The 22,845-nt window shown below is 73.9% G+C and carries 23 protein-coding genes; 16 read left to right on the top strand and 7 right to left on the bottom strand.

The window, feature by feature from the left end; genetic code table 11:
- Positions 1 to 31 precede the first annotated feature (31 nt).
- Complete coding sequence (gene rpsI, locus A3IG_RS0105460; RefSeq protein ID WP_018382535.1) at positions 32 to 520, top strand: 30S ribosomal protein S9; 489 nt, start codon at positions 32 to 34, stop codon at positions 518 to 520.
- A 386-nt stretch (positions 521 to 906) separates the two neighbouring features.
- The gene (gene glmM, locus A3IG_RS0105455; protein ID WP_018382534.1) at positions 907 to 2,274 is read left to right on the top strand and encodes a phosphoglucosamine mutase; all 1,368 of its coding nucleotides are present in this window, start codon (positions 907 to 909) and stop codon (positions 2,272 to 2,274) included.
- A gap of 33 nt (positions 2,275 to 2,307) precedes the next feature.
- Here glmM and A3IG_RS0105450 read toward each other — a convergent pair whose 3' ends face one another.
- Together A3IG_RS0105450 and coaA are read right to left on the bottom strand one after the other, a co-directional pair.
- Positions 2,308 to 3,246: a DUF389 domain-containing protein gene (locus A3IG_RS0105450; RefSeq protein WP_018382533.1), complete on the bottom strand. Its 939-nt coding sequence runs from the start codon at positions 3,244 to 3,246 to the stop codon at positions 2,308 to 2,310.
- A gap of 18 nt (positions 3,247 to 3,264) precedes the next feature.
- On the bottom strand, positions 3,265 to 4,221 hold the full coding sequence (gene coaA / locus A3IG_RS0105445) for a type I pantothenate kinase (RefSeq protein ID WP_026219920.1): 957 nt from the start codon (positions 4,219 to 4,221) through the stop codon (positions 3,265 to 3,267).
- A 198-nt stretch (positions 4,222 to 4,419) separates the two neighbouring features.
- Here coaA and A3IG_RS0105440 point away from each other — a divergent pair, with 198 nt between their 5' ends.
- The 5 genes from A3IG_RS0105440 to A3IG_RS0105420 all read left to right on the top strand — a co-directional run bounded on the left by A3IG_RS0105440 (position 4,420) and on the right by A3IG_RS0105420 (position 10,029).
- Positions 4,420 to 5,451 (top strand): ATP-binding cassette domain-containing protein, encoded by a 1,032-nt coding sequence (locus A3IG_RS0105440; RefSeq protein WP_018382531.1) that lies wholly within the window; start codon positions 4,420 to 4,422, stop codon positions 5,449 to 5,451.
- Positions 5,448 to 6,260, top strand: a complete 813-nt coding sequence (locus A3IG_RS0105435; RefSeq protein WP_018382530.1) for an ABC transporter permease — start codon at positions 5,448 to 5,450, stop codon at positions 6,258 to 6,260. The genes A3IG_RS0105440 and A3IG_RS0105435 overlap by 4 nt, the downstream gene beginning before the upstream one ends.
- 78 nt (positions 6,261 to 6,338) lie before the next feature.
- Positions 6,339 to 8,186 carry a glutamine--fructose-6-phosphate transaminase (isomerizing) gene (gene glmS / locus A3IG_RS0105430; RefSeq protein ID WP_026219919.1) on the top strand — a complete coding sequence of 616 codons (1,848 nt, stop codon included), beginning with the start codon at positions 6,339 to 6,341 and terminating at the stop codon, positions 8,184 to 8,186.
- An 18-nt stretch (positions 8,187 to 8,204) separates the two neighbouring features.
- Entirely contained in the window at positions 8,205 to 8,588 is a 384-nt protein-coding gene (locus A3IG_RS0105425; RefSeq protein WP_018382528.1) for a holo-ACP synthase, read from the top strand.
- A complete protein-coding gene (locus A3IG_RS0105420) occupies positions 8,581 to 10,029 on the top strand; it encodes a bifunctional ADP-dependent NAD(P)H-hydrate dehydratase/NAD(P)H-hydrate epimerase (protein WP_018382527.1) in 1,449 nt (482 codons plus the stop codon). Before A3IG_RS0105425 ends, A3IG_RS0105420 begins: the two co-directional genes overlap by 8 nt.
- On the opposite strand, the gene A3IG_RS0105415 is transcribed toward A3IG_RS0105420, so the two are convergent.
- Positions 10,016 to 10,336: a hypothetical protein gene (locus A3IG_RS0105415; RefSeq protein WP_018382526.1), complete on the bottom strand. Its 321-nt coding sequence runs from the start codon at positions 10,334 to 10,336 to the stop codon at positions 10,016 to 10,018. The genes A3IG_RS0105420 and A3IG_RS0105415 overlap by 14 nt on opposite strands.
- 192 nt (positions 10,337 to 10,528) lie before the next feature.
- Between A3IG_RS0105415 and A3IG_RS0105410 the strand changes: the two genes are divergently transcribed.
- From A3IG_RS0105410 to A3IG_RS0105400, 3 genes are read left to right on the top strand one after another with little or no spacing between them, the layout of a single operon-like run.
- Positions 10,529 to 11,473: a helix-turn-helix domain-containing protein gene (locus A3IG_RS0105410; RefSeq protein WP_018382525.1), complete on the top strand. Its 945-nt coding sequence runs from the start codon at positions 10,529 to 10,531 to the stop codon at positions 11,471 to 11,473.
- Entirely contained in the window at positions 11,430 to 11,570 is a 141-nt protein-coding gene (locus A3IG_RS34995; RefSeq protein ID WP_018382524.1) for a DUF397 domain-containing protein, read from the top strand. Before A3IG_RS0105410 ends, A3IG_RS34995 begins: the two co-directional genes overlap by 44 nt.
- 43 nt (positions 11,571 to 11,613) lie before the next feature.
- Positions 11,614 to 11,835, top strand: coding sequence for a DUF397 domain-containing protein (locus A3IG_RS0105400; protein ID WP_018382523.1), 222 nt, complete (start codon positions 11,614 to 11,616; stop codon positions 11,833 to 11,835).
- A 91-nt stretch (positions 11,836 to 11,926) separates the two neighbouring features.
- Here A3IG_RS0105400 and A3IG_RS0105395 read toward each other — a convergent pair whose 3' ends face one another.
- Entirely contained in the window at positions 11,927 to 12,541 is a 615-nt protein-coding gene (locus tag A3IG_RS0105395) for a TetR/AcrR family transcriptional regulator (protein ID WP_018382522.1), read from the bottom strand.
- An 84-nt stretch (positions 12,542 to 12,625) separates the two neighbouring features.
- Between A3IG_RS0105395 and A3IG_RS0105390 the strand changes: the two genes are divergently transcribed.
- From A3IG_RS0105390 to A3IG_RS0105365, 6 genes are all read left to right on the top strand, one after another.
- A complete protein-coding gene (locus tag A3IG_RS0105390) occupies positions 12,626 to 13,471 on the top strand; it encodes an SDR family oxidoreductase (RefSeq protein ID WP_018382521.1) in 846 nt (281 codons plus the stop codon).
- A gap of 102 nt (positions 13,472 to 13,573) precedes the next feature.
- Positions 13,574 to 14,782 carry an alanine racemase gene (alr, locus tag A3IG_RS0105385; RefSeq protein WP_078500070.1) on the top strand — a complete coding sequence of 403 codons (1,209 nt, stop codon included), beginning with the start codon at positions 13,574 to 13,576 and terminating at the stop codon, positions 14,780 to 14,782.
- On the top strand, positions 14,775 to 16,106 hold the full coding sequence (locus tag A3IG_RS0105380; RefSeq protein ID WP_040910841.1) for an alpha/beta fold hydrolase: 1,332 nt from the start codon (positions 14,775 to 14,777) through the stop codon (positions 16,104 to 16,106). The genes alr and A3IG_RS0105380 overlap by 8 nt, the downstream gene beginning before the upstream one ends.
- An 11-nt stretch (positions 16,107 to 16,117) precedes the next feature.
- Positions 16,118 to 16,687: a tRNA (adenosine(37)-N6)-threonylcarbamoyltransferase complex ATPase subunit type 1 TsaE gene (gene tsaE, locus A3IG_RS0105375; protein WP_018382518.1), complete on the top strand. Its 570-nt coding sequence runs from the start codon at positions 16,118 to 16,120 to the stop codon at positions 16,685 to 16,687.
- Between the two features lie 234 nt (positions 16,688 to 16,921).
- Positions 16,922 to 17,629, top strand: coding sequence for a leucine-rich repeat domain-containing protein (locus tag A3IG_RS31765; RefSeq protein ID WP_078500068.1), 708 nt, complete (start codon positions 16,922 to 16,924; stop codon positions 17,627 to 17,629).
- Entirely contained in the window at positions 17,626 to 19,668 is a 2,043-nt protein-coding gene (locus A3IG_RS0105365) for a hypothetical protein (protein ID WP_018382516.1), read from the top strand. The genes A3IG_RS31765 and A3IG_RS0105365 overlap by 4 nt, the downstream gene beginning before the upstream one ends.
- Positions 19,669 to 19,802: 134 nt before the next feature.
- Here the strand turns inward: A3IG_RS0105365 and A3IG_RS0105360 are convergent, their stop codons facing one another.
- The 3 genes from A3IG_RS0105360 to A3IG_RS0105350 all read right to left on the bottom strand — a co-directional run bounded on the left by A3IG_RS0105360 (position 19,803) and on the right by A3IG_RS0105350 (position 22,764).
- Entirely contained in the window at positions 19,803 to 21,062 is a 1,260-nt protein-coding gene (locus A3IG_RS0105360; RefSeq protein WP_018382515.1) for an MFS transporter, read from the bottom strand.
- The gene (locus A3IG_RS0105355) at positions 21,059 to 22,213 is read right to left on the bottom strand and encodes a PLP-dependent cysteine synthase family protein (RefSeq protein WP_018382514.1); all 1,155 of its coding nucleotides are present in this window, start codon (positions 22,211 to 22,213) and stop codon (positions 21,059 to 21,061) included. Before A3IG_RS0105355 ends, A3IG_RS0105360 begins: the two co-directional genes overlap by 4 nt.
- Positions 22,214 to 22,347: 134 nt before the next feature.
- Complete coding sequence (locus A3IG_RS0105350; protein ID WP_157862343.1) at positions 22,348 to 22,764, bottom strand: hypothetical protein; 417 nt, start codon at positions 22,762 to 22,764, stop codon at positions 22,348 to 22,350.
- Positions 22,765 to 22,845: the final 81 nt, after the last annotated feature.

Genomic DNA, 22,845 nt, shown 5'->3' with positions numbered 1-22,845 from the left:
CCCAGAAGCGAAAGAAACAACGAGGAGCATCGTGGCCGAGACCACCGCTGAGACCCCCCTCGAGGTCGAGGAGACCATCGAGGTCCAGGAGAACTACACGTCCGAGTCGCTGGCCGGCCGCTTCGGCGAGGCCATCCCGGGTGCCGGGACGGGCCGCCGCAAGGAGGCCATCGCCCGGGTGCGCATCGTCCCCGGTACCGGGCAGTGGAAGATCAACGGCCGCACCCTGGAGGAGTACTTCCCCAACAAGGTGCACCAGCAGGCCGTCAACGAGCCGTTCAAGATCCTCGAGCTGGACGGCAAGTACGACGTCTTCGTCCGGATCAGCGGTGGCGGCATCTCCGGCCAGGCGTACGCGCTGCGCCTCGGGGTGGCCCGCGCGCTGAACGAGGCGGACACCGACAACAACCGCGGCCCGCTGAAGAAGGCCGGGTTCCTGACGCGGGACGCCCGCACCGTGGAGCGGAAGAAGGCGGGTCTGAAGAAGGCCCGTAAGGCTCCCCAGTACAGCAAGCGCTGACCCGGAGCCCGCGGCGGGTGGCCGCGGCGTTCGGTGCGGCGGGGTTCGTCCCCGGTGCCGGGCGTCGCGGTGTTGGCCCGTTCGGCGGGCGGGTGGCCGGCAGGGTGTCGGAGCCGGCCGCGCAGGGTTTCACGCCCCGGAGGCACGTGGTGCCTCCGGGGCGCCGCTGTTCCCCGGGCGGGTCGTGGTCCTGGCCTTCGCCGGGTCGGTGGGTACGGTCGTTACCGACGCCGTGCACCCGTGGGGCGGCGCCCTCGACGGGTGCCCCCCGGGCCGCAGGGCCCGTCGAGGGGTGCGGCCAGGACTGCCCCCTCGATGACACGCCCCGGCCCCCGCGGTGCCGCCGGGGGACGACCTCACCACTTGGACCTCGGAGGAACGAACACATGGGACGACTCTTCGGAACCGACGGTGTGCGCGGTCTCGCCAACCAGGACCTGACGGCCGAACTGGCACTGGGGCTCTCGGTCGCCGCGGCGCATGTGCTGGCGGACGCGGGTGCGTTCGAGGGACATCGGCCGGTGGCGGTGGTGGGGCGCGACCCGCGGGCGTCCGGGGAGTTCCTCGAGGCGGCGGTCGTCGCCGGGCTGGCCAGCGCCGGGGTGGACGTGCTGCGGGTGGGGGTGCTGCCGACCCCCGCGGTGGCCCACCTCACCGCGGCGCTCGGGGTGGACCTGGGCGTGATGCTCTCGGCCAGCCACAACCCGATGCCGGACAACGGGATCAAGTTCCTCGCCCGCGGCGGCCACAAGCTGGCCGACGAGATGGAGGACGCGATCGAGGCGCACTACGACCGCTACGGCGGGGCGGGCGACGCCGACTGGGACCGGCCGACCGGCGCCGCGGTGGGCCGGGTCCGTGACTACACCGAGGGCTTCGACCAGTACGTGACGCACCTGGTCGGGGCCCTGCCGAACCGGCTCGACGGCCTGAAGGTCGTCGTGGACGGTGCCCACGGCGCGGCGGCGAGGGTCTCCCCGGAGGCGTTCGCCCGGGCCGGGGCCGAGGTGGTGACCATCGGTGGGGACCCGGACGGCCTCAACATCAACGACGGCTACGGCTCCACCCACCTGGACGAGCTGCGCGCCGCGGTGGTCGAGCACGGTGCCGACCTCGGTGTGGCGCACGACGGCGACGCGGACCGCTGCCTGGCGGTGGACGCGGACGGCGAGGTCGTGGACGGCGACCAGATCCTGGCGATCCTGGCGCTGGCGCTGCGGGAGCAGGGCGTGCTGCGGCGCGACACGGTGGTGGCCACGGTGATGTCCAACCTCGGGTTCAAGCTGGCGCTGGAACGGGAGGGCATCGAGCTGGTGCAGACGGCGGTCGGTGACCGCTACGTGCTGGAGGCGATGAAGGCCGGCGACTACGCGCTCGGCGGGGAACAGTCGGGTCACGTGATCCTGCTGGACCACGCCACGACCGGCGACGGGACGCTGACCGGTCTGCTGCTCGCGGCGAGGGTGGCCGCCGCGGGGCGTCCGCTGGCGGAGCTGGCCGCGGTGATGCAGCGGCTGCCGCAGGTGCTGATCAACGTTCCCAACGTGGACCGCGGCCGGGTGTCGAGCTCCTCGGAGCTGGCCTCCGCGGTGACCGAGGCCGAGCGGGCGTTGGGTGAGACCGGTCGGGTCCTGCTGCGTCCTTCCGGGACCGAGCCGCTGGTCCGGGTGATGGTGGAGGCGGCGGACAGCGACCAGGCGCAGAGGGTCGCGGCGGGACTCGCCGACGTGGTGAAGCGGACGTTGGGGAACTGACCCGCGGCACCCGCCCGGCGTGCCCCCGCCGGCTCACAGCCCGGGGGTGCGCCGCAGCCTCCACCGCCAGTACCCCTTCTGGACCAGCAGGGTGAGCGTGCCGGCGAGCAGGATGCCGGACAGGTTCACCCCGAGCTGCTCGGCCGAGCCGAACGCCTGGTCCCGGTCGTCGTAGGAGAGCGCCACCGCGGTGTTGGCGGCGGCCGGGACGGTGGTGACGGAGATCGCCACCCCGACCAGCGCCCCGGACTTCTGCGAGGTCAGGGAGAGCACGCCGGCGATCCCGGCGAGCAGCGCCACCACGAACGACAGCGGGTCGGGGGAGAAGATGAACGAGGTGACCGGGCGCGGTCCCTCGAACTGTGACCGGTGGAACAGGTCGATGCCGTTCATCAGCCTGCTGAACGCGAACGTCGTGAGCATCGCCACGGGGAACCCCACGAGCAGCGCCAGCACCGAGCGCAACGCGAGCCGCAACCGCCACTGCACCAGGGCGACGGACACCCCCGCCAGCGGGCCGAACTCGGGTCCCACGACCATGGCGCCGACCACCAGGATGGAGCTGTCCACCACCACGCCGCAGGCGGCGAGCATCACCGCGACGGTGAGGAACGCCAGGAAGGTGCCGGAGAGGGTGGACTCCTCGCTGGTGGCCTCGGTCATGGACTCCCACACCACGGCGTCGGCCGGTTCGCCGGGGGCTTCCCGGTCCGCCTGTTCCGCGTACCGGGACAGGGTCAGGTCGAGGTCCTCCATGGTGATCGCGCCCTCGTCGCCGAGGCCGCGTTCGCGCAGGGCGGTCAGCACCTCGTGGGCGGCCTCCCTGGCGACGTCGCAGGTGACCACGTCGCCGGGTGGGCGCCGGGCGGCTCCGGGCAGCACCGTCAGGTGGGTGGTGCCGACCGCCCGGTCCAGCATGGCGACGATCTTCTCGGTGCGGTCGGTGGGGACGATCAGTCGTAGATGGAGCACGAGCCGAGAATAGGCGGGTCAGAGCTTGCGCAGGCTCAGCCGTTGGACGGTGTGGTCGCTGCCCTTGCGCAGCACCAGGGTGGCCCGGCCGCGGGTGGGCAGGATGTTGCGCTCGAGGTTCGGTCGGTTGACGGTGCGCCAGATCATGGCGCCGTACTCCAGCGCCTCCTCCTCGCTGACCTTGGTGTAGCGGTGGAAGTACGAGGAGGGGTTCTGGAACGCGGTCTGCCGCAGTTGCCGGAACCGGCTGAGGTACCAGCGTTCGACGTCCTCGGTGCGGGCGTCCACGTACACGCTGAAGTCGAAGTAGTCGGCGAGGGCCACCCGCATCAGGCCGTCGCTGCCGGGCAGGGCCGGCTGGAGCACGTTGAGGCCCTCGACGATGAGGATGTCCGGGCGGCGCACGGTCTGTACCGCGCCGGGGACGATGTCGTAGGTGAGGTGGGAGTAGACGGGCGCGCCGACCTCCTCCTGCCCGGCCTTCACCGCCGCGACGAACCGGGTCAGTGCCCGCCGGTCGTAGGACTCGGGGAAGCCCTTGCGGGACATCAGCCCGCGCCGTTCCAGTTCCGCCCGGGGCAGCAGGAAGCCGTCCGTGGTGACCAGCTCCACCCGGGGGTGTTCGGGCCAGCGGGCGAGCAGGGCCCGCAGCAGCCGGGCGGCGGTGGACTTGCCCACCGCGACGCTGCCGGCCACCCCGATGACGAACGGGGTGCCGGACTGCGGGGGCCGGTGGGTCTCGGCGCCCGCGAGGAACGTGTTGATCGCTCCGCGCAGCCCGTGGGTGGCGGCGACGTGGAGGTTGAGCAGCCGTGACAGCGGCAGGTACACCTCGATGACCTCGGTGAGGTCCACCACGTCACCGAGGCCGCGGAGCTGTTCGACCTCGTCGGCGGTGAGCGGCAGCGGGGTGACGTCCCGCAGGGCGCTCCACTCGGCGCGGGAGAGGTCCACATAGGGACTGGGGGAGACCACGCACCCATGTCACCACACCGGTGCGCCCCCGATGCGCGGGGGTTGTGCGCCGCCCGGTTGGCCGCTCGTCCGGGGCCGCTGACGGTGCCCTGACAGCCGTACGGCCCGCCCCGGGAGCGCTGTCAGCGTCCTGCACCCGTTCTGTCAGCGCGGCGGTCCAGCGTGGAACCCACGAGCACAGCGCACGAAGGGCTTCCCATGACCTACGCGATCGAGGCCGAAGGCCTGACCAAACGCTTCAAACAGACCCAGGCGCTGGCCGGGGTGGACCTCGCGGCGCGCACCGGCACCGTGCTGGGGGTGCTGGGCCCCAACGGCGCCGGGAAGACCACCACGGTGCGCGTCCTGTGCACCCTGCTCCGCCCGGACGGGGGACGGGCCCGGGTGGCCGGGCACGACGTGCTGCGCCGACCCGGCCTGGTCCGCGCCTCGATCGGGTTGACCGGGCAGTACGCCGCGGTGGACGAGATGCTCACCGGGTACGAGAACCTGCTGATGATCGGTCGGCTGCTGGGGGTTCCCCGCCCCGCGGCCCGCCACCGCGCCACCGAGCTGCTGGAGCGGTTCCGGCTCGCCGACGCCGCGGGCAGGGCGGCCAAGACCTTCTCCGGCGGGATGCGGCGGCGGCTGGACCTGGCGGCGAGCCTGGTCGGCCGCCCCGAGGTGCTGTTCCTCGACGAGCCCACCACCGGGCTGGACCCGCACAGCCGCGGCGAGCTCTGGGAGATCGTGCGGGGCCTGGTCTCCGACGGCACCACCGTGCTGCTCACCACGCAATACCTGGAGGAGGCGGACCAGCTCGCCGACCACGTCGTGGTCATCGACCACGGCCGGGTCATCGCCGGCGGCACCCCCGACGAGCTCAAGGACCAGGTGGGCGGGCAGGTGCTGCGGGTGCGCCCGGCGGACCCGGCCGACCTGGACACCGTCCACGCCCTGGTGGCGGTGGCCGCGGGCCCGGCCACCGCGCTGGACGGCCAGGCGGTGACCGCCCCGGTCCGCGACCCGGGGCTGCTGCCCACCGTGGTGCGGCACCTGGCCGAGGCCGGCGTCGCCGTGGCCGAGCTCGAGCTGCGCCGCTCCAGCCTGGACGAGGTGTTCCTCGCCCTGACCGGGCACCGCGCCGAGGCGGACCCGTCACACGCGGGTCCTGGCGCCGCACCACCGGGGCCGGGGCCCGGGCACCCCGGCGCCCGGGCGCACGCCGCGAGGACGGAGGTCCCCGCGTGACCGCCGTGGGCCTGACCGCCGAGCGGCCGACCGGGAGCGGACACGCCCGGCCGTGGGCCGCGATCCAGCAGACCGCCACCATGGCCTGGCGGAACCTGGTGCAGATCAAGCACAACCCGATGGAGCTCATGGACCTGAGCGTCCAACCGGTGATGTTCGTCCTGCTGTTCACCTACGTCTTCGGCGGCCAGATGGAGGGCTCGACCGAGCGGTACCTGCAGTACGCGCTGCCCGGCATCATCGTGCAGAACGCGCTGTTCGCCACCATGTCCACGGCGATCGGGCTGAACACCGACCTCACCAAGGGCGTCTTCGACCGGCTGCGCAGCCTGCCGATCGCCAGGTTCGCTCCCCTGCTCGGCCGTATCCTCGCCGACCTCGGCAAACAGCTCTGGTCGCTGGCGCTGATGCTGACGCTGGGCTTCGCGCTCGGCTTCCGGGCCGACCGGGGGGTGGCCGGGGTGCTCGGCACGGCCCTGCTGATCCTCGTGTTCGCGCTGGCCGTGTCGTGGCTTTCGGTGCTGGTCGGCATGGTGGCCGGTGACCCGGAGAAGGTCCAGATCCTCGTGTTCACCCTGATCATGCCGATCACGTTCACCAGCAGCGCGTTCGTCCGCCCGGAGACCATGCCGGACGGGCTGCGGGCCTGGTCGGACATCAACCCGGCCACCCAGTTGTCCGACGCCTGCCGGGGACTGCTGACCGGCGGCGAGGTGGCCTCGCCCGTGCTGTGGTCGCTGGTGTGGGCCGCGGGGTTCGCGGCGGTCTTCTTCCCCCTGGCGATGCGTGCCTACCGGGCCCGCGCCTGACCCGTACGGCCGCCACGGACCCGCGGGCGACGGCCCCGTGGTCCGGGGCCGGCCGGTCCCCGCCTTAAGCTGGGCCGCATGTGCGGAATCGTTGGGTACGTGGGCGGCAGGTCCGCCCTGGACATTGTCATTGCCGGTCTCCGGCGACTCGAGTACCGGGGGTACGACTCGGCCGGGGTGGCCGTGCTCGCCGACGGCCAGCTCGCCTCGGCGAAGCGGGCGGGCAAGCTCGCCAACCTGGAGAAGGCACTGGCCGAGGCGCCGCTGCCGGACGGGGGAACGGGCCTGGGACACACCCGGTGGGCCACCCACGGCGTGCCCAACGACGCCAACGCCCACCCGCACCTGGACAACGCGGGCCGGGTCAGCGTCATCCACAACGGGATCATCGAGAACTTCGCGGCGCTCCGCGACGAGCTGGCCGAACGGGGCCACACCCTGGTCTCGGAGACCGACACCGAGGTGGTGGCGCACCTGCTGGCGGAGGAGTTCCACGCCGACACCGGCCTCGCCGACGCGATGCGCCGGGTGTGCCACCGGCTCAAGGGCGCCTTCACTCTGGTCGCGGTGCACGCCGACGAGCCGGGCGTGGTCGTGGGCGCCCGCCGCAACTCGCCGCTGGTGGTGGGCCGCGGTGACGGTGAGAACTTCCTCGCCTCGGACGTGGCCGCGTTCATCGCGTACACCCGGGAGGCCGTCGAACTCGGCCAGGACCAGGTCGTGGAGCTGCGCCGGGACACGGTGACCGTCACCGACTTCGACGGCAACCCCGCCGACGTCCGTGAGTACCACGTGGACTGGGACGCCTCGGCCGCCGAGAAGGGCGGCTACGACTACTTCATGCTCAAGGAGATCGCCGAACAGCCCAAGGCGGTCGCCGACACGCTGCTGGGGCGGATCGACGCCTCCGGCCGGCTCACCCTCGACGAGGTGCGCATCCCCGAGCCGGTGCTCCGGGAGATCAACAAAATAGTGATCGTGGCCTGCGGCACCGCGTTCCACTCCGGGCTGATCGCCAAGTACGCCATCGAGCACTGGACCAGGGTGCCCTGTGAGGTGGAGCTGGCCAGCGAGTTCCGCTACCGGGACCCGATCCTGGACCCGCGGACGCTGGTGGTGGCCATCTCCCAGTCCGGGGAGACCATGGACACCCTGATGGCCCTGCGGCACGCCCGCGAGCAGGGCTCCAAGGTGCTCGCCATCTGCAACACCAACGGCTCGACGATCCCCCGCGAGTCCGACGCGGTGCTCTACACCCACGCCGGTCCCGAGGTCGCGGTCGCCTCCACCAAGGCGTTCCTCACCCAGTTGGTGGCCTGCTACCTGGTGGCGCTGTACCTGGGCCAGGTGCGCGGCACCAAGTGGGGCGACGAGATCGACACGGTGATCCACGAGCTGTCGGACATCGGCCGCCAGGTCGAGCAGGTGCTCGGCACCATGGAGCCGGTGCGGGAGCTCGCCCGCTCCCTGAAGGACAAGAACACCGTGCTGTTCCTCGGCCGGCACGTGGGCTACCCGGTGGCCCTCGAGGGCGCGCTCAAGCTCAAGGAGCTCGCCTACATGCACGCCGAGGGGTTCGCGGCGGGCGAGCTCAAGCACGGCCCGATCGCGCTGATCGAGGAGGACCTGCCGGTGGTGGTCGTGGTGCCGTCGCCGCGGGGCCGCTCGGTCCTGCACGACAAGATAGTGTCCAACATCCAGGAGATCCGGGCCCGCGGCGCCCGCACCATCGTGATCGCCGAGGAGGGGGACACCACCGTCCTGCCCTACGCCGACCACCTGATCTCCATCCCCCAGACGCCCACCCTGCTCCAGCCGCTGGTGGCCACCGTTCCCCTCCAGGTGTTCGCCTGCGAGCTGGCCACCGCCCGGGGCAACGAGGTGGACCAGCCGCGGAACCTGGCGAAGTCGGTCACCGTCGAGTAGCCGGCCCCGGGGGAGCAGGTGATCATCGGAGTCGGCATCGACGTGGCGTCGATCGACCGTTTCGCGCGGGCGTTGCAGCGGACCCCGCAGCTCGCGGAACGGCTGTTCACCGAGCCGGAACGGTTCGGCCGGGACGGCACCCCCCGCGGCACGGCCTCCCTGGCGGCCCGCTTCGCCGCCAAGGAGGCCGTGGCCAAGGCCCTGGGCGCGCCGGGCGGCCTGTCCTGGACCGACGCCACGGTGACGAGTGACCCCGACGGCCGCCCCCGTCTGGTGGTCACCGGCACCGTGGCCGCCCGCGCCGCGGCCCTGGGCGTCCGGCACTGGCACGTCTCGCTCAGCCACGACGCGGGGATCGCCACCGCGGTGGTCATCGCGGAAGGAGAACCGGGACATGCGTAGGGCACACGCGGTCGCCGACGTCCGGGACGCCGAGGCCGCCCTGATGCGGCGGCTGCCGGAGGGCACCCTGATGCGCAGGGCGGCGGCGGGGCTCGCGGCGACCTGCGCCGGGCTCCTCGGGCGGGTGTACGGCAGCCGGGTGGTGCTGCTGGTGGGCAGCGGCGACAACGGGGGTGACGCGCTGTACGCGGGCGCGCTGCTGGCCCGCCGCGGTGCCGGCGTCACCGCGGCGTTGCTCGCGCCGGAACGGGCCCACCCCGGCGGCCTCGACGCGTTGCGCGCCGCCGGTGGGCTGGCCGTCACCGACCTGGCCGCGGCGACGCGGCTGATCGACCGGGCCGACGTGGTGCTCGACGGCATCGTGGGCATCGGCGGCAAGGGCGGGCTCCGCGACGACGCCGCGCCGCTGGCCGCCGCCGCCGACCGGTCGGCGGGCCTCACCGTCGCCGTGGACCTGCCCAGCGGCATCGACCCGGACACCGGGGAGGTTCCCGGCGCGGCGGTGCGGGCCGACGTCACCGTCACCTTCGGCACCCACAAGCCCGGGCTGCTGGTGGACCCCGGGGCCCGGTACGCCGGCGCCGTCCGGCTGGTCCCCATCGGGATCGACCCGGGGCCGCCGGTGCTGGAGGCGTTGCACCATTCCGACCTGGCCGGGCTGCTGCCGGTGCCCGGCGAACTCAGCGACAAGTACCGGCGCGGCGTGGTCGGCGTGGTGGCCGGCTCGGCCCGCTACCCGGGGGCGGCGGTGCTCGCGGTGGCCGGTGCGCTGGCCGGCGCGGCCGGTGCGGTGCGCTACGTCGGGCCCGCCGCCGACGCGGTGGTGCGACGGTTCCCCGAGGTCCTGGTGCACGCCGGGCCGCCGGCGGACGCGGGCCGGGTGCAGGCGTGGGTGATCGGCCCCGGGATCGGCGACGGCTCAGGCGCCAGGGAGGCGATCGCCCAGGTGCTCGGCTCCGGGGTGCCGGTGCTGGTGGACGCCGACGGCCTGGCCCTGCTCCGGGACACCACTGTGGAGCCGTCCGCGGAGCTGCTGCTCACCCCGCACGCCGGGGAGGCGGCGGCGCTGCTCGGCACCGACCGGGCCGCCGTGGAGGCCGCCCGGCTCGCCCACGTCCGCGAACTGGCGCGGGCGCGCCGGGCGACGGTGCTGCTCAAGGGCTCCACCACCCTGGTGGCCGACCCCGTGCCAGCCCCGGTCCGGGTGAACCCCACCGGCACGGGCTGGCTGGCCACCGCCGGCAGCGGGGACGTGCTGTCCGGGCTGGCCGGCTCGCTGCTCGCGGCGGGGCTCACCGCCCGGGACGCGGGCTCGGTCGCGGCGTACCTGCACGGGCTGGCCGCCCGCCGCGCCACCGGGGTGCCCGGTGCGCCGATCACCGCGATGGACGTGGCGGCGGCCCTCCCCGGGGCCTGGCGGGACGCGGTCACCCCGGGCTGACCGGGGCCGGACCGGGGACGCCCGCCCCGGTGGGGCCGTCGGCCGGGTCTTCCCCGGCCGGCTCGACCAGGACGGTCTCGGAGACCAGGGACTGCCGTTCGGTGTGGTCCGCCAGGCGGGTCCACAGGTACGCGTGCCGGGCGTCCACGCCCGCGTACCCGCTGCCGACCTGCACCACGACGCCCTCGAAGGGCTCCGGCCGCTCCCACCGCCGTCGTTCCGGCGGCACGTACGACACGCCGCGGACCCGGTCACCGAGCCGGAAGGGGGGTGGGGGCACGTCGGCCCCGTTCGTCGTCCGCACCACGCTGTGCTCCCTGTTCGTCCTGGGTCACGCCCCGGCGCCGCGCGCCGTCGGGCCTCCGCGCGCCGGGGCGGTGGCCCGTGCGCTGTCGGGTTGCCAGCCATCAGCATCGGTCCGTGCAGCTATGTTCACCAGGCGTGACGGCGTTACGCGTTCGGCGTTAACGGAGTCGTCGTTATCGGAGGGGAGCGGCTCATGGCCAAGGACACCGACCCCACCGCGTCCATGGCGGAGTTGTTCGGCTCGCACCTGCGCCGGCTCCGCCTGCGTGCCGGGTGGACCCAGGCCGAGACGGGCCGTCGGGTCCACGTGGTCGGCTCCCGCATCGCCCAGCTCGAGGGCGGCACGGGGCACCGGCCCACCCTGGCGCTCACCCGCGCCCTCGACGCGGTCCTGGACGCCGACGGCCTGCTGGTGGAGCTCTTGCCGCACGTGTGGCGGGAGGCGTTCCCGGACTGGTCCCGGCGGTTCATGGAGCTGTCGCACCGGGCCACCGGCATCCGCCAGTACCTGGCGCACGAGGTGCCCGGCCTGCTCCAGACCGAGGACTACGCGCGGGCCGTGCTGGGCGTGGGGTGCACCCTCCGTGACCCGGCGCACCTCGAGGAGCGGGTGGCCGCGCGGATGACCCGTCAGCAGCGCCTGGACGGACCGGACCGCCCGGAGTACGAGGTGGTCCTCGACGAGTCGGTGCTGCTGCGGCACGTCGGCGAGGCGGAGGTGATGCGGAGCCAGCTCCAGCACCTGTTGCGCTCGGCGGGCGCAGGCCACGTGACGCTCCAGGTGCTGCCGTTCCGCAGTGGGGAGCACCCGTCGCTCGGTGGGTCGCTCACCGTGCTGACCATGCCGGACGGCTCCAGGGTGGGCTACCGGGAGGGGGCCGAGGACGGGCGGCTGCTCGAGGAGCTAGAGGATGTCATGTCCTGTACATGGGCGTACGATCGGCTGAGGGTGCTCGCCCTGCCCCCGCGAGCGTCGCTCGCCCGCATCCGAGCGGTTCTGGAGGACGAATACCGTGTCGAACGTGTCCCGTCCCGATCGAAGCGTCGTCGTCTGGCGAAGGTCCAGCTACAGCAACAAGGAGGGCGGCGACTGCGTGGAGGTGGCCGACGGCCTCCACGGGGTGGTGCCGGTGCGTGACAGCAAGGACCCGCTGGGGCCGGTGTTGGTGTTCTCCGCGCGCGGCTGGGCGTCGTTCGTGGCCGCGGTGCGGCTCGGGGAGTTCCCTGAGGGCTGAGCTTGCCGCTGCCGCATCCGAGCGGTTCTGGAGGACGAATACCGTGTCGAACGTGTCCCGTCCCGATCCGAGCGTCGTCGTCTGGCGAAGGTCCAGCTACAGCAACAAGGAGGGCGGCAACTGCGTGGAGGTGGCCGACGGCCTCCACGGGGTGGTGCCAGTGCGTGACAGCAAGGACCCGCAGGGGCCGGCGTTGGTGTTCTCCGCGCGCGGCTGGGCGTCGTTCGTGGCCGCGGTGCGGCTCGGGGAGTTCCCCGAGGGCTGAGCCCCCTTCTTGACGGGGGCCCGCCCCGGGAGTTCTGCCGGGACGGGCCCCGTGTCGTTCCCGTGTGCGCCGCCGCTGGTCGCCTGTGGGGTCAGGGAGTCCGGTCGGGGGCCTGGTCGGGTGCCGCGAGGGAGTCGATCCAGCCGATCAGGCGGGCGCCCTCGCGGCTCATGATGTCCGGGTCGCGCAGGGCGTTGGCCAGCAGCGACATGCCCTGGTAGCCGGAGACCAGGGTGACGGCGAGGTCGTCCGGGTCGGGCAGGCCCAGGGAGCGGAACTGCTGTCCCGTCCAGTCCAGCAGTTGCCGGATCACGCCGCCGGCAGCCATGTCGAGGGCCCCGTCGTCGCGTTTGTCCAGCTCGACGGCGAGCGTGCCGGTGGGACAGCCGTAGCGGGCGGCGACGACACGCTGGTTGACCCAGACCTCGACCAGGGCCCGCAGGCGGTCGCGCGGGTCGGGCAACTCCTCCAGCCGACGGGTGAGTTCGTCCAGGCGCGCGCTGTGCTCGGACAACGCGGCCTGGATCAGCTCGTCCTTGGTCTTGAAGTAGTAGTAGACGTTGCCGACCGGGACGTCGGCGGCGCGCGCGATGTCGCCGAGGGTGGTGCGTTCGACGCCCTGCTCGTGCAGGACCCGGGCCGCCGCGGTGGCCAGCCGTCGGCGTTTGTCGGCCCCCCGCGCCCGGGGCTTCGGTGAGTCAGTCACCCGACCAACTGTAGGTAGGTCCCCGCGGGGACCTGTGCTACCTTTCGAGTTAGTCAGTGAGCTAACTAACTTGTGGGAGTGGCAGTGATCGTGGTGACCGGTGCGACGGGCAACATCGGGCGGACCCTGGTGGGGCTGCTGGCCGAGGCGGGCGAGGAGACCGTGGCCGTCTCGAGGCGACCGCGGCCCGTGGGGCATCCCGCGGGTGTCCGGCACGTCCAGGCCGACGTCGGGGACTCCGCCAGCATGCGGCCGGCCCTCGAGGGCGCCGACGCCCTGTTCGTCCTGCTGGGCGGCGAGCTCAACATCCGCGGAGAGGGCCCCGACGCCCTGCTGGGCGTGGCCGCGGACAGCGGGGTCAAGCGGGTCGTCCTGCTCTCCTCGCAGGTCAACTCCACCCGCCCAGAGGCCCGATCCCACGCCCGCCTGCGCCAGTTCGAAACCGCCGTGCGCGCGTCCGGCCTTGACTTCGCGGTCCTGCGCCCCAGCGGTTTCGCCTCCAACGCCCTCGCCTGGGCCGAGTCGGTCCGCACCCGGCGCACGGTCCTCGCCCCGTTCGGCGACGTGGCCCTGCCCGTCATCGACCCGGCGGACATCGCCGAGGTCGCCGCGGCGGCGCTGTGCGGGGACGACCACACCGGCCGGACGTACGAACTGACCGGCCCGGAGGTCATCAGCCCGCGCCGGCAGACCGCGGTGATCTCCCAGGCCCTCGGCGAGGAGGTGACCTTCGTGGAGCTGTCCCGCGCGGACGCCCACGCCCACATGGCGCAGTTCATGCCCGAGGACGTCGTCGGCGGCACCCTGGACGTCCTCGGCGTCCCACGGCCGGCCGAACAGGAGGTCAGCCCCGCCGTGGAGGACGTCCTCCACCGCCCCGCCAGACCCTTCGGCGCGTGGGTCGCGCGGAACCTGGCGGCCTTCCGGTAGGAGCCGCCCCGCGGTGACTGACGCCCTCGCGGTGCGCCAGCGGGACCGGTGAGGGCGGATTACCGTTTTCCGCCGATCGGTCCGCCTGAGACACTGACCTGGATGGATACTGCGATGCGAGCCCAGGCGACCGTTGATCTGGCCGCGATCGGGGCCAATGTCCGGGCCCTGCGCGACCGGGTCCGCGGGGCCGGCGTGATGGCTGTGATCAAGGCCGACGGGTACGGGCACGGCGCGGTGCGGGTCGCCCGCGCGGCCCGGGCGGCCGGGGCGGAGTGGTTGGGCACCGCGACCCCGCACGAGGCGTTGGAGCTGCGCGCCGCCGGGCTCGACGGGCGCATCCTGTGCTGGCTGTGGACGCCCGGCGGCCCCTGGGCGGAGGCGATCCGCGCCGACGTGGACGTCTCGGTCAGCGGCCGGTGGGCGCTGCGCGAGGTCGTCGCCGCGGTCGAGGAGACGGGGCGGCCGGCCAGGGTGCACCTCAAGGCAGACACCGGCCTGGGGCGCAACGGCTGCCAGCCCGCGGACTGGCCCGACCTGGTGGCCGACGCCCGGGCCGCCGAGGCCGCCGGCGTGCTGAAGGTCACCGGCCTGTGGTCGCACTTCGCCTGCGCCGACGAGCCCGGGCACCCCTCCATCGAGGCGCAGCTCACCGCGTTCCGGCAGGCCCTCGCGGTGGCCGGCGCCGCGGGGATCGATCCCGAGGTGCGGCACATGGCCAACTCCCCGGCCACCCTCACCCTGCCCGCCGCGCACTTCGACCTGGTCCGCCCGGGCCTCGCGGTCTACGGCCTGTCCCCGGTGCCGCAGCTCGGTGGGCCCGCCGAGTTCGGGCTGCGCCCGGCGATGACGCTGCGGGCGTGGCTGGCGAACGTCAAACGGGTCCCCGCCGGGCACGGCGTCTCCTACGGGCACACCTACACCACGCCCGGGTCCACGACGCTGGGCCTGGTCCCGGTCGGCTACGCGGACGGCGTGCCCCGGCACGCCTCGGGCACCGGGCCGGTGTGGATCGCCGGCAAGTGGCGCACCGTCGCCGGGCGGGTGGCGATGGACCAGTTCGTGGTGGACCTCGGCGGCGACGCGGCGGAGGTCGGGGACGAGGTGGTGCTGTTCGGTCCGGGGGACGCCGGGGAGCCGACGGCGGAGGACTGGGCGCGGGCCTGCGGGACCATCGCCTACGAGATCGTCACCCGGATCGGGGTCCGGGTTCCCCGGGTGTACCGCACCGCACCGCCCGAGCGGGGCGGCGGCGCCCCGAGCCCCGGCCTTGAGGCCCCGCTCGCCGGCACCGGTGAGGGCGATGGCTGATCGGCCGGGGGTGGCGGCAGCCGCGGGAGAGGCGCTGTCCGAAGCGGTGCGGGGCCGCTGGGCCAAGGCCGGCAAACAGGCCGGGGTCCTGGGCGTCGCGGTCGGCGTGGTCGCCGCGGGCGCGGTGGCCGGGGTCGCGGCGGAGCGGCTGACCGTGGGCAGGTCCATCCGCCGCAGGGCGCAGCTCGCCCTGGACGTGGCGGGCCCCTACGGCTCGCTGCGCGGCACTCCGGGGACCGTGGTGGCCGAGGACGGCACGGTGCTGTCCTACGAGACCGACCCGGCGGAGGCATACGGGGCCGGGGCCGACGGGGCCGGGGCCGCTCAGGTCGGACCCGGGCAGCGGGTGCTGGGCGCGCTGGGACTCGGCCACCCCCGGGTGGACACGGGCACCGGTCAGGCACCGTCCCGCCCGCCGCTGACCGCGGTCTTCTGCCACGGCTACGCGCTCAACCAGGACTCGTTCCACTTCCAGCGCCAGGCACTGCGCGGCCGGGTCCGCTCGATCTATTGGGACCAGCGCAGCCACGGGCGGTCCCAGCGCGGGGTGACCCAGGGCGACGGCACCCCCGCCACCATCGACGAGCTGGGCCGGGACCTCAAGGCGGTGCTTGACGCCGCCGTTCCCGAGGGGCCGGTGGTGCTGGTGGGGCACTCCATGGGCGGGATGACGATCATGGCGTTCGCCGACCAGTTCCCCGAGTTCGTGCGGGAGCGGGTGGCCGGGGTGGCGTTCCTCGGCACCACTGCTGGCGGTCTCGGCACGGTCACGTTCGGACTTCCGGCCGCCGGCGCACGGACGCTGCACCGGGTCGCCCCCGGGGTCCTGCGGGCCCTCGGCAACCAGGTGGACCTGGTGGAACGGGGCCGCCGCGCCGCATCGGAGGTGCTGACCTCGCTGGTCAAGCGGTACTCGTTCGGCAGCCGCGACGTGGACCCCGCCGTGGTGCGGTTCGCCCAGCGCATGCTGGAGTCCACCCCCATCGACGTCGTGGCGGAGTTCTACCCGGCGTTCGCCGCCCACGAGAAGACCGAGGCGCTCGCCCACCTGGACGGGATACCCGTGCTGATCCTGGCCGGGGAGCGGGACCTGATCACCCCACTGGACCACAGCGCCGCGATCGCCGCTCAGCTCCCGGGTGCCGAACTGGTGCCCGTCAAGGACGCGGCGCACATGGCGCTCCTGGAGCGGCCCGAGCTGGTCAACGCGCACCTGGCCGGGCTGTTGGTACGGGCCGCCGACCGGGCGGGGGCGGCGCTGCCCGAGCCGATCAGGGCCCTGGCGGCGACGGTGAGCGCGGGAGCCCGGCCGCCCGACGCGTAGAGTCCGCGGACATGGACGCACCCATCAGCCAGACACAGAACGGGGAAGCACCACACGCCCCCGTGCCGCTGACGGTGGCCAGGGCCACGATCGACTCCGCGGAACGGATGCGGGAGCTGGGCCGCCGCCTCGCCGCCGCGCTGCGCCCCGGGGACCTGGTGCTGCTCACCGGTGCCCTGGGCGCCGGCAAGACCACGCTGACCAGGGGGGTCGGTGAGGGCCTCGGGGTCAGGGGGGCCGTCACCTCCCCCACGTTCGTGATCGCCCGGGTCCACCCCTCCACGGTCGGCGGCCCGCCGCTGGTCCACGTGGACGCCTACCGGCTCGGTGGTGGCCTCGATGAGATGGAGGACCTCGACCTCGACGTGTCGCTGCCGGAGTCGGTGGTGGTGGTCGAGTGGGGCGAGGGCAGGGTCGAGGAGCTCTCCCAGGACTACCTCCAGGTGGTCATCGAGCGCACCACCGGTGGAGCCGGGACGGAGGCGCCGGACGCCGAACCGGACGAGGACCGCGCGGTCACCCTGCGGGGGGTGGGCGCCCGCTGGGCCGGGGTGGACCTGGCCGCGGTGGCCGCAGTGTGAGCGTCGCTGCCGGGCGGACCACCGGTTGCGGACCCGGGACCGGTGACCGACGCGGACCCCCACGATCAGCTCGCCGTTGTCGAGGGGTGCGGGTGATTCGGCAGCCACCGGCGCGGAGGCGTCGGACTCCCGGGCGTCGTCCCGGTGCGTGACGGCAAGGCCCCGTCGGGGGTCGCCGTGTGCGCCGGGGCGCGGGCCGGTCGACTGTCAGTGGTCGCGTCTAGGGTGCTGGACATGACCGCGATGCCGTCAGAACACGTGTCATTACTGCCTCCTGGCGTCCCGGAGGCCGACGGCGGCCACACGGTGGTCGTCGAGTGGTCGTCCGAGGCGCCCGCGCGCATAGCCGAGTTGGTGCGCGCCCCGGGGGTGACCGGGCTGCGGATCAGGCCCGGGGCGGAGGCCGCGGAGGCGGACGACGAGTACTGGAGCGACGAGCCGGACTTCGACGAGGACGGCAAGCCGCTCCTGCCGCCGCACGAGGCGGGCGGCCTCGCTGGGCTGGATCTCGGCGGGATCGGCGAGCTGGACCTCGCGCACTTCCGGTTCGGCGACCCGGGTGCCACGAGCCTGGCCGCCGCCTCCTCGGACGGGCGGATCGAGACGCTCGACCTGCGCTACTGCGGCATCGGCGACGACGGGGTGGCGGCCCTGGCCCGCTCTGCGACGTTCCGCGGCGTGCGGCGGCTGCACCTCCAGTCCAACGCGCTGACCGCCGAGGGGGTGCGCGCCCTGGCCGGCTTCGAGCGGCTCCGCGAGCTCGACCTGCGGTACAACCGGATCGGCGCGGACGGCGCGCGGGCGCTGCTGGCGGCGCCGTTCGTCGGCTCCCTCACCCGTCTCCTGCTCTACCGGCGCGACGTCTCCGACGCGGGTGTGGCGGTCCTGGCGTCCGCCCCTCAGCTCCCGTCCGCGCTGCGCAGCTTCTGGAGGAGCGTGTGAGCACCGATCTCCGCGACCGCTTCTTTGCCCTGTCCACCGGCACCGCCAGCGCGGACGAGGTGGCCCGTTACCGCGCCGAGGTCGATGCCACCGACGCCGAGCCCGCCGCGTTCGTCGACGGGCTGGCCGTCTCCTGGCACCCGACGGCCCGCTTCAAGGCGGTGCGTTTCGTCGACGCGGACCGCATCGACGCCCCCACCCGCGAGCTGTTCGCCCGGCCCAGCGAGGGCGCGCCGCATCTGGCCGCCGTGTTCGTGGACCCGCGGGAGCTGTCGTTCCGCACCTTCGAGAACATCGTGCCGCTGGACCGGCTCTTCGCGGACGTCCCCCTGGACCTCACGCTGGCCGAGCCCGAGGAGCTGGCGCGGGGGGTGTACTCGGCGCGGCTGCGGCTGCCGGACGCCGGCCGGGCCCGCGTCGAGGGCCTGGACGGACTGGGCCTGTACGTCCCGCCGCTCAACTCGGGCTCCCGGGGTGGCGAGCGTTTCATCTTCCACTCGGCGCTGCTGGCCGACGCGCTCACCAAGGCGGTGTCCGCGGCGCTGCCCGAGGCGGTGCTCGACGGCTTCCTGCACGTCAACCCGGTGTTCCGGTGCAACCGCTTCGAGCCGGGCGACGCCAACTTCCACCACCACCTGGACACCCCGTACTACGACGCCGCCCGCGGCCACGTCTCCCGTCACACGCTGCTGCTCTACCTCACCGGTGGTTCGGGCGAGCCCGCGCTCGACCTCTCCGACGGTGTCGCCCTCACCGACATCGCGCCCTTCACCTGCGTCGTCTTCGACCAGCGGTACGAGCACGAGGGCGCGCCCTACCGGGACGGCCGCAAGGTCTTCCTCCGCACCGAGCTGGTCTTCGAGCAGGCCGGGTCGGAGGTGGCGCACGCCCCGGAGATCGGCGCGCTGTTCAGCAAGGCGTGCTACCTGACCGGGGAGAGCGTCTTCGCCCCGGAGCTGGCCGCGCACGCCGACGCCTACTACAACCAGGTCGCGGCCGCCCACTGGAACGGCCCGTCCGACGGCGCCGCCGCGAGCGAGCCGTTCGTCCACAAGCGGTTCCGCGGCGTCGACTTCGTCGCCAACGGCTACGACTTCTGGTTCGCCAGGCAGGAGGGGATCTCGCTCGCCGAGTGCGCCGCGATCACGCTGCTCGACTACTTCAACTGCAAGCTCGGCGACTCAGCGTTCCGGGACGTGTGCGAGTCGTCCGTGATCGAGGCCGCGGGCACGGACTGGATTCCCGGTTTCCTCACCGCGCGGCGGGACGAGCGCGGCGGGGGCGGCGAGCGGGCCGCGGACGCCGTCGCCGCCTTCGACAAGTCCCTGCTCTTCCCCGAGTCGGAGGAGACGAACGACGCCTGTTGCCCGTTCCACTCCTTCCCCGAGTTCGTCGCCACGCGGTTCGACGAGATCGTCGACCTCAACGAGACGGCGCAGACGTTCGCCAGGGCGCACATCATGCCGGCGCCCATCCTGATGCTCGGCCAGGACGTGGTCCTGGACCCGGCGAGGTTCCAGGTCCGGGGGAACCAGATCCACGTCCTCGGCCGGGAGTCGCTGGCCCCGGTGAACTTCGCGGCCTGCTGGAACGCCGGTGGCACACCGGCGAACTACATCGACGTGGCGGCCACCGTGGACGCGGCGCACTTCCTGGTCCCCCCGATCTTCTTCACCGAGACGGACGACTGTTACCACCTGCGGTTCGACTTCTTCCGGAACACCTGGATGGCGAAGCACCGGCAGGTCCGGGTTCCCGTCCCGATGATCCGCGACTACGACGACATGGACTTCGACCCCGACGACTGGGACTCGTCGGTCCCCGCGGCCGAGGCCGTGCCCTGGATAGCCGCGGCGGAACGCGCCCTGGGGCGGGAGTCCGACGGGGGACCCGGGGCGGCCTGGTGGGTCGAGCAGGACCCGGCCGGGGACAAGGAGCTTCGCGAGCTCCTGGAAACCGCCTACGAGTACGACCATGACGAGGAGGACGACGAGGACGAGGAGGACGACGGGGACGGCGCCGCGGAGGGCGGGGAGTAGGGGAACGGGCGGGGCCGCCGGTCGTCAGTCCGGCCCACCGGGCCTCCGCCACGGCCTGGTCGAACCGGGGGCGCCCCTGGATCTGGCGGGGCTGCTCGCCCGCTGAGCCCAAAGGCAGTCAGACAGTCAGGTGATCAGGCGGTGGCGGGGCGGGCGGTGGCGGCGGCGTTGAGCCGGCCGGTGCGGGCCAGCGCGGCCACGGCCACCGCGCACCCGCCGCCGGTGCCGGCGAGGACGGCCCACACCAGCCAGGGGGCGTCGCGGGCGTGGGCGAAGTCCCACAGGGCCCCGCAACCCAGGTTGCCCAGCGTGATGCCGAGGCCGGAGACCGTGTTGTACAGGCCGTAGTGGGTGGCCACCAGGGTGTTGCCGGACAGGGTGACGACGGTGTCCATCTCGAACGGGTACACGATGGCGCTGCCCGCGGCCAGCACCGTGACCGCGACCACCAGCGCCCCCAGCTCCGCCACCGGCACCGAGGCTGGGACCAGGGCGAGGGGGAGGAAGGCGGTTCCCATGGCGGTCAGTCCCCGCACCAGCGCCTGGTGCGGGGTGAGGCGACGCTTGGCCCAGCCGGTCAGCCTCAGTTGTCCGGCCACCGCGACCGCCGCGGAGACCACGAACAGTCCGCTGGTGGCCTTCGCGCCCTGGCGGCCCAGCGCGGCGTCGGCGGCCAGCGGCAGCGCGAGGTAGACCTGGAAGGCCAGTACGTACGAGCCGGTCATCGCGGCCGAGAACAGCAGGAAGGACCGGTTGCCGACCACCCGCCGCCACTGGTCCCACACCCCGCCCCGGCCGCCGGAGCCCTCCCCGGCGCCCCGCCGCCGCGGCAGGGCCCGCGCCTGTAGGAGCGTCAGGGCCGCGAAGACGGTGGCCGCGGCCGTGCACACCGCCCGGAAGTCAGCGGCCAGCAGGGCCAGCCCCACCAGCGGACCCAACAGCATCCCCGCCTGGTAGTGGACGTTGAACGCCGCGAACGCGTCCACCCGCCGCTCCTCGCCCGCCTCGGCGGCGAGGTAGGCACGCACAGCCGGGTTGAACAGCGCGCCCGCGAAGCCGGTCGCCGCCGACGCGGTGACCAGCGCGGGCAACGAGTCCACCCAGCCCAGCAGGGCGAACCCCCCGGTGCGCAGCAGGCACCCGGCCAGGATGGGTGACTTGTAGCCGAAGCGGTCGGCCAGGGTGCCGCCGATGAGGAACAGGCCCTGTTGGGAGAGGTTGCGCACGCCCAGGACCAGGCCGACCGTCCACGCCGCCAGCCCCAGGTCTCCGGAGAGGTGCCCGGCCAGGTAGGGCATGAGCATGTAGAAGCCGAGGTTGATGCCGAACTGGTTCGCCATGAGCAGTCGGACCGGGAACGGGAACGAACGCGTCTGCGCGATCAGGCTCCTCACCGGGCGGCTCCCGTCAGCCCCGTTCCGTCGGGACGCGCGGCGGAGCGCGGGGGCCGGACCGTGCGGCAGCGGGTCCAGTGCGTCACGACCACTTCGGCGCACTGGGTGATCTCGGCCGGGTCGTCGGCCGGTACGTGCCCGAGGACGTCGTGCCGACGGCACCAGTCGTCGTCGAAGACCGTTCCGACGTAGCGGTGCGGCCCGTCGGGGAACACCGCGGCGACCCGCTGCTCCGCCGGGCCGGTGCGCGCGGTCCACCGGGCGACCAGGGCGACCGCGCCCACGCTCCACCCGCCGGTGGCGTACCGGGTGCGCGCCAGTTGCCGGGCCGCCCACACCGCCTCGCCGGCGGCGACCCAGTGGACCTCGTCGAACAGGTCGTAGGCGACGTTGCCCGGGTAGATGGACGACCCCAGCCCGCGCATCAGGCGGGGGCCGGCCGGCTGACCGAAGATCGTTGAGTGGCAGGTGTCCACGCCGACCACCCGCAGCGAGGGGAAGAAGGACCGCAGGACACGGCCCACCCCGCCGGAGTGGCCGCCGGTGCCGACGGAGACGACGAGGGTGTCCACGCGGCCCAGTTGGGCGACGAGTTCGTGGGCCAGGGGCCGGTAGGCGGCGACGTTGTCCGGGTTGTGGTACTGGTCGGGGCACCAGGCGCCGGGGTGGGCGGCCAGCAGCTCGGCGACGCGGTCGCGGCGGGCCTGCTGCCAGCCCCCGACGGGGTGCGCGGTGGTGACGGTGTGCACCTCCGCGCCGTAGGCCCGCAACAGGCCAGCGACCTGGGGTTCCATGTCGGGGTCCGTGACCACCGAGACGGGGTGGCCGTAGGTGACGCCGGCCAGGGCCAGGCCCAGCCCGAGGGTGCCCGAGGTGGACTCCACGATCCGGGCGCCGGGCCTGAGCTGCCCGCGCTCGCGGGCGGCAGCCACCATGTACAGCGCGGTGCGGTCCTTGAGTCCGCCGGGGTTGTGGCCCTCCAGCTTGGCCCAGAATCCGCGTCCGGCGGCGGTGAACGGCTCACCCACCCACAGCACGGGCGTGTCGCCGACCAGGGCGGCCGGTGTGTGCGCCGACCGGGCCGCGAGGGGCAGCAGTTGCGCGGGTGAGGAAGGGGCGGGGGCGAGGAGGGAAGGCTGGGGGTGCATCATGACGGCTCTCCCACCGCACGGGCACGACAGCGTGTCGGCCGCGGCGGTGTGCATCGGGTGACGGTCGGTACGTGACGGGCGCCGCCCCGGCCGCGGAAGGACGCGTGGCCCTGCCATGGCCGGGGGTGGCTCCGTCAGTTCCGCCAGGCCTGCAACACCGCGAGGGCATCCGTGCCGCTGACCGACCTGGGCACGCGCCGGACCGTGGGCCCGCGCAGGGGAGCGGGGCCCGGCGCCGCCACCGCGTCGAGGACCGCCGGGGCCGGCAGCAGACCCGGGCCCCGCTCGGCCTGGGGGAGCGCCGGACCGTCGGTGCCGGTACACGTCCGGCGGTCCTGGTCGTGCGATCCGCACCCGTCCGAACGGGCCGTGGCGGTCTCCGCCACGGACACGGGCGCGGACGCCACGAACCCCAGGGTGTCGATCCGGGACGCACCGGTCGGCAACGGGCCGTGCGCGCAGCCCACGACGTGCAGCAGCACGATCAGGACGAGCACCCCCCACGGTGCCCGCGCGGCTGTCCGCCGCCCGACCGGATCACTGACGCCCACGTGCACAAGGTAACCGATCCGCCACGGACAGTGTGGATGGGTGATGGGTCGCCTACTCGTTCGGGCCGGCCGCTCGGGTGG

It is taken from the genome of Wenjunlia vitaminophila DSM 41686, assembly GCF_000380165.1.
In the GTDB taxonomy this organism is placed as follows: Bacteria; Actinomycetota; Actinomycetes; order Streptomycetales; family Streptomycetaceae; genus Wenjunlia; species Wenjunlia vitaminophila.
The sequence above is the reverse complement of the archived record's forward strand: the minus strand, read 5'-3'. Positions and strand labels throughout refer to the sequence as shown.

What these genes read in the sequence shown, in the direction of transcription:
- glmM (WP_018382534.1), top strand. Translation starts at nt 907, where the DNA reads ATGGGACGACTCTTCGGAACCGACGGTGTGCGCGGTCTCGCCAACCAG.
- A3IG_RS0105440 (WP_018382531.1), top strand. Translation starts at nt 4,420, where the DNA reads ATGACCTACGCGATCGAGGCCGAAGGCCTGACCAAACGCTTCAAACAG.
- glmS (WP_026219919.1), top strand. Translation starts at nt 6,339, where the DNA reads ATGTGCGGAATCGTTGGGTACGTGGGCGGCAGGTCCGCCCTGGACATT.
- A3IG_RS0105420 (WP_018382527.1), top strand. Translation starts at nt 8,581, where the DNA reads ATGCGTAGGGCACACGCGGTCGCCGACGTCCGGGACGCCGAGGCCGCC.
- A3IG_RS0105410 (WP_018382525.1), top strand. Translation starts at nt 10,529, where the DNA reads ATGGCCAAGGACACCGACCCCACCGCGTCCATGGCGGAGTTGTTCGGC.
- alr (WP_078500070.1), top strand. Translation starts at nt 13,574, where the DNA reads ATGGATACTGCGATGCGAGCCCAGGCGACCGTTGATCTGGCCGCGATC.
- A3IG_RS0105380 (WP_040910841.1), top strand. Translation starts at nt 14,775, where the DNA reads ATGGCTGATCGGCCGGGGGTGGCGGCAGCCGCGGGAGAGGCGCTGTCC.
- tsaE (WP_018382518.1), top strand. Translation starts at nt 16,118, where the DNA reads ATGGACGCACCCATCAGCCAGACACAGAACGGGGAAGCACCACACGCC.
- A3IG_RS31765 (WP_078500068.1), top strand. Translation starts at nt 16,922, where the DNA reads ATGACCGCGATGCCGTCAGAACACGTGTCATTACTGCCTCCTGGCGTC.
- A3IG_RS0105355 (WP_018382514.1), bottom strand. Translation starts at nt 22,213, where the DNA reads ATGATGCACCCCCAGCCTTCCCTCCTCGCCCCCGCCCCTTCCTCACCC.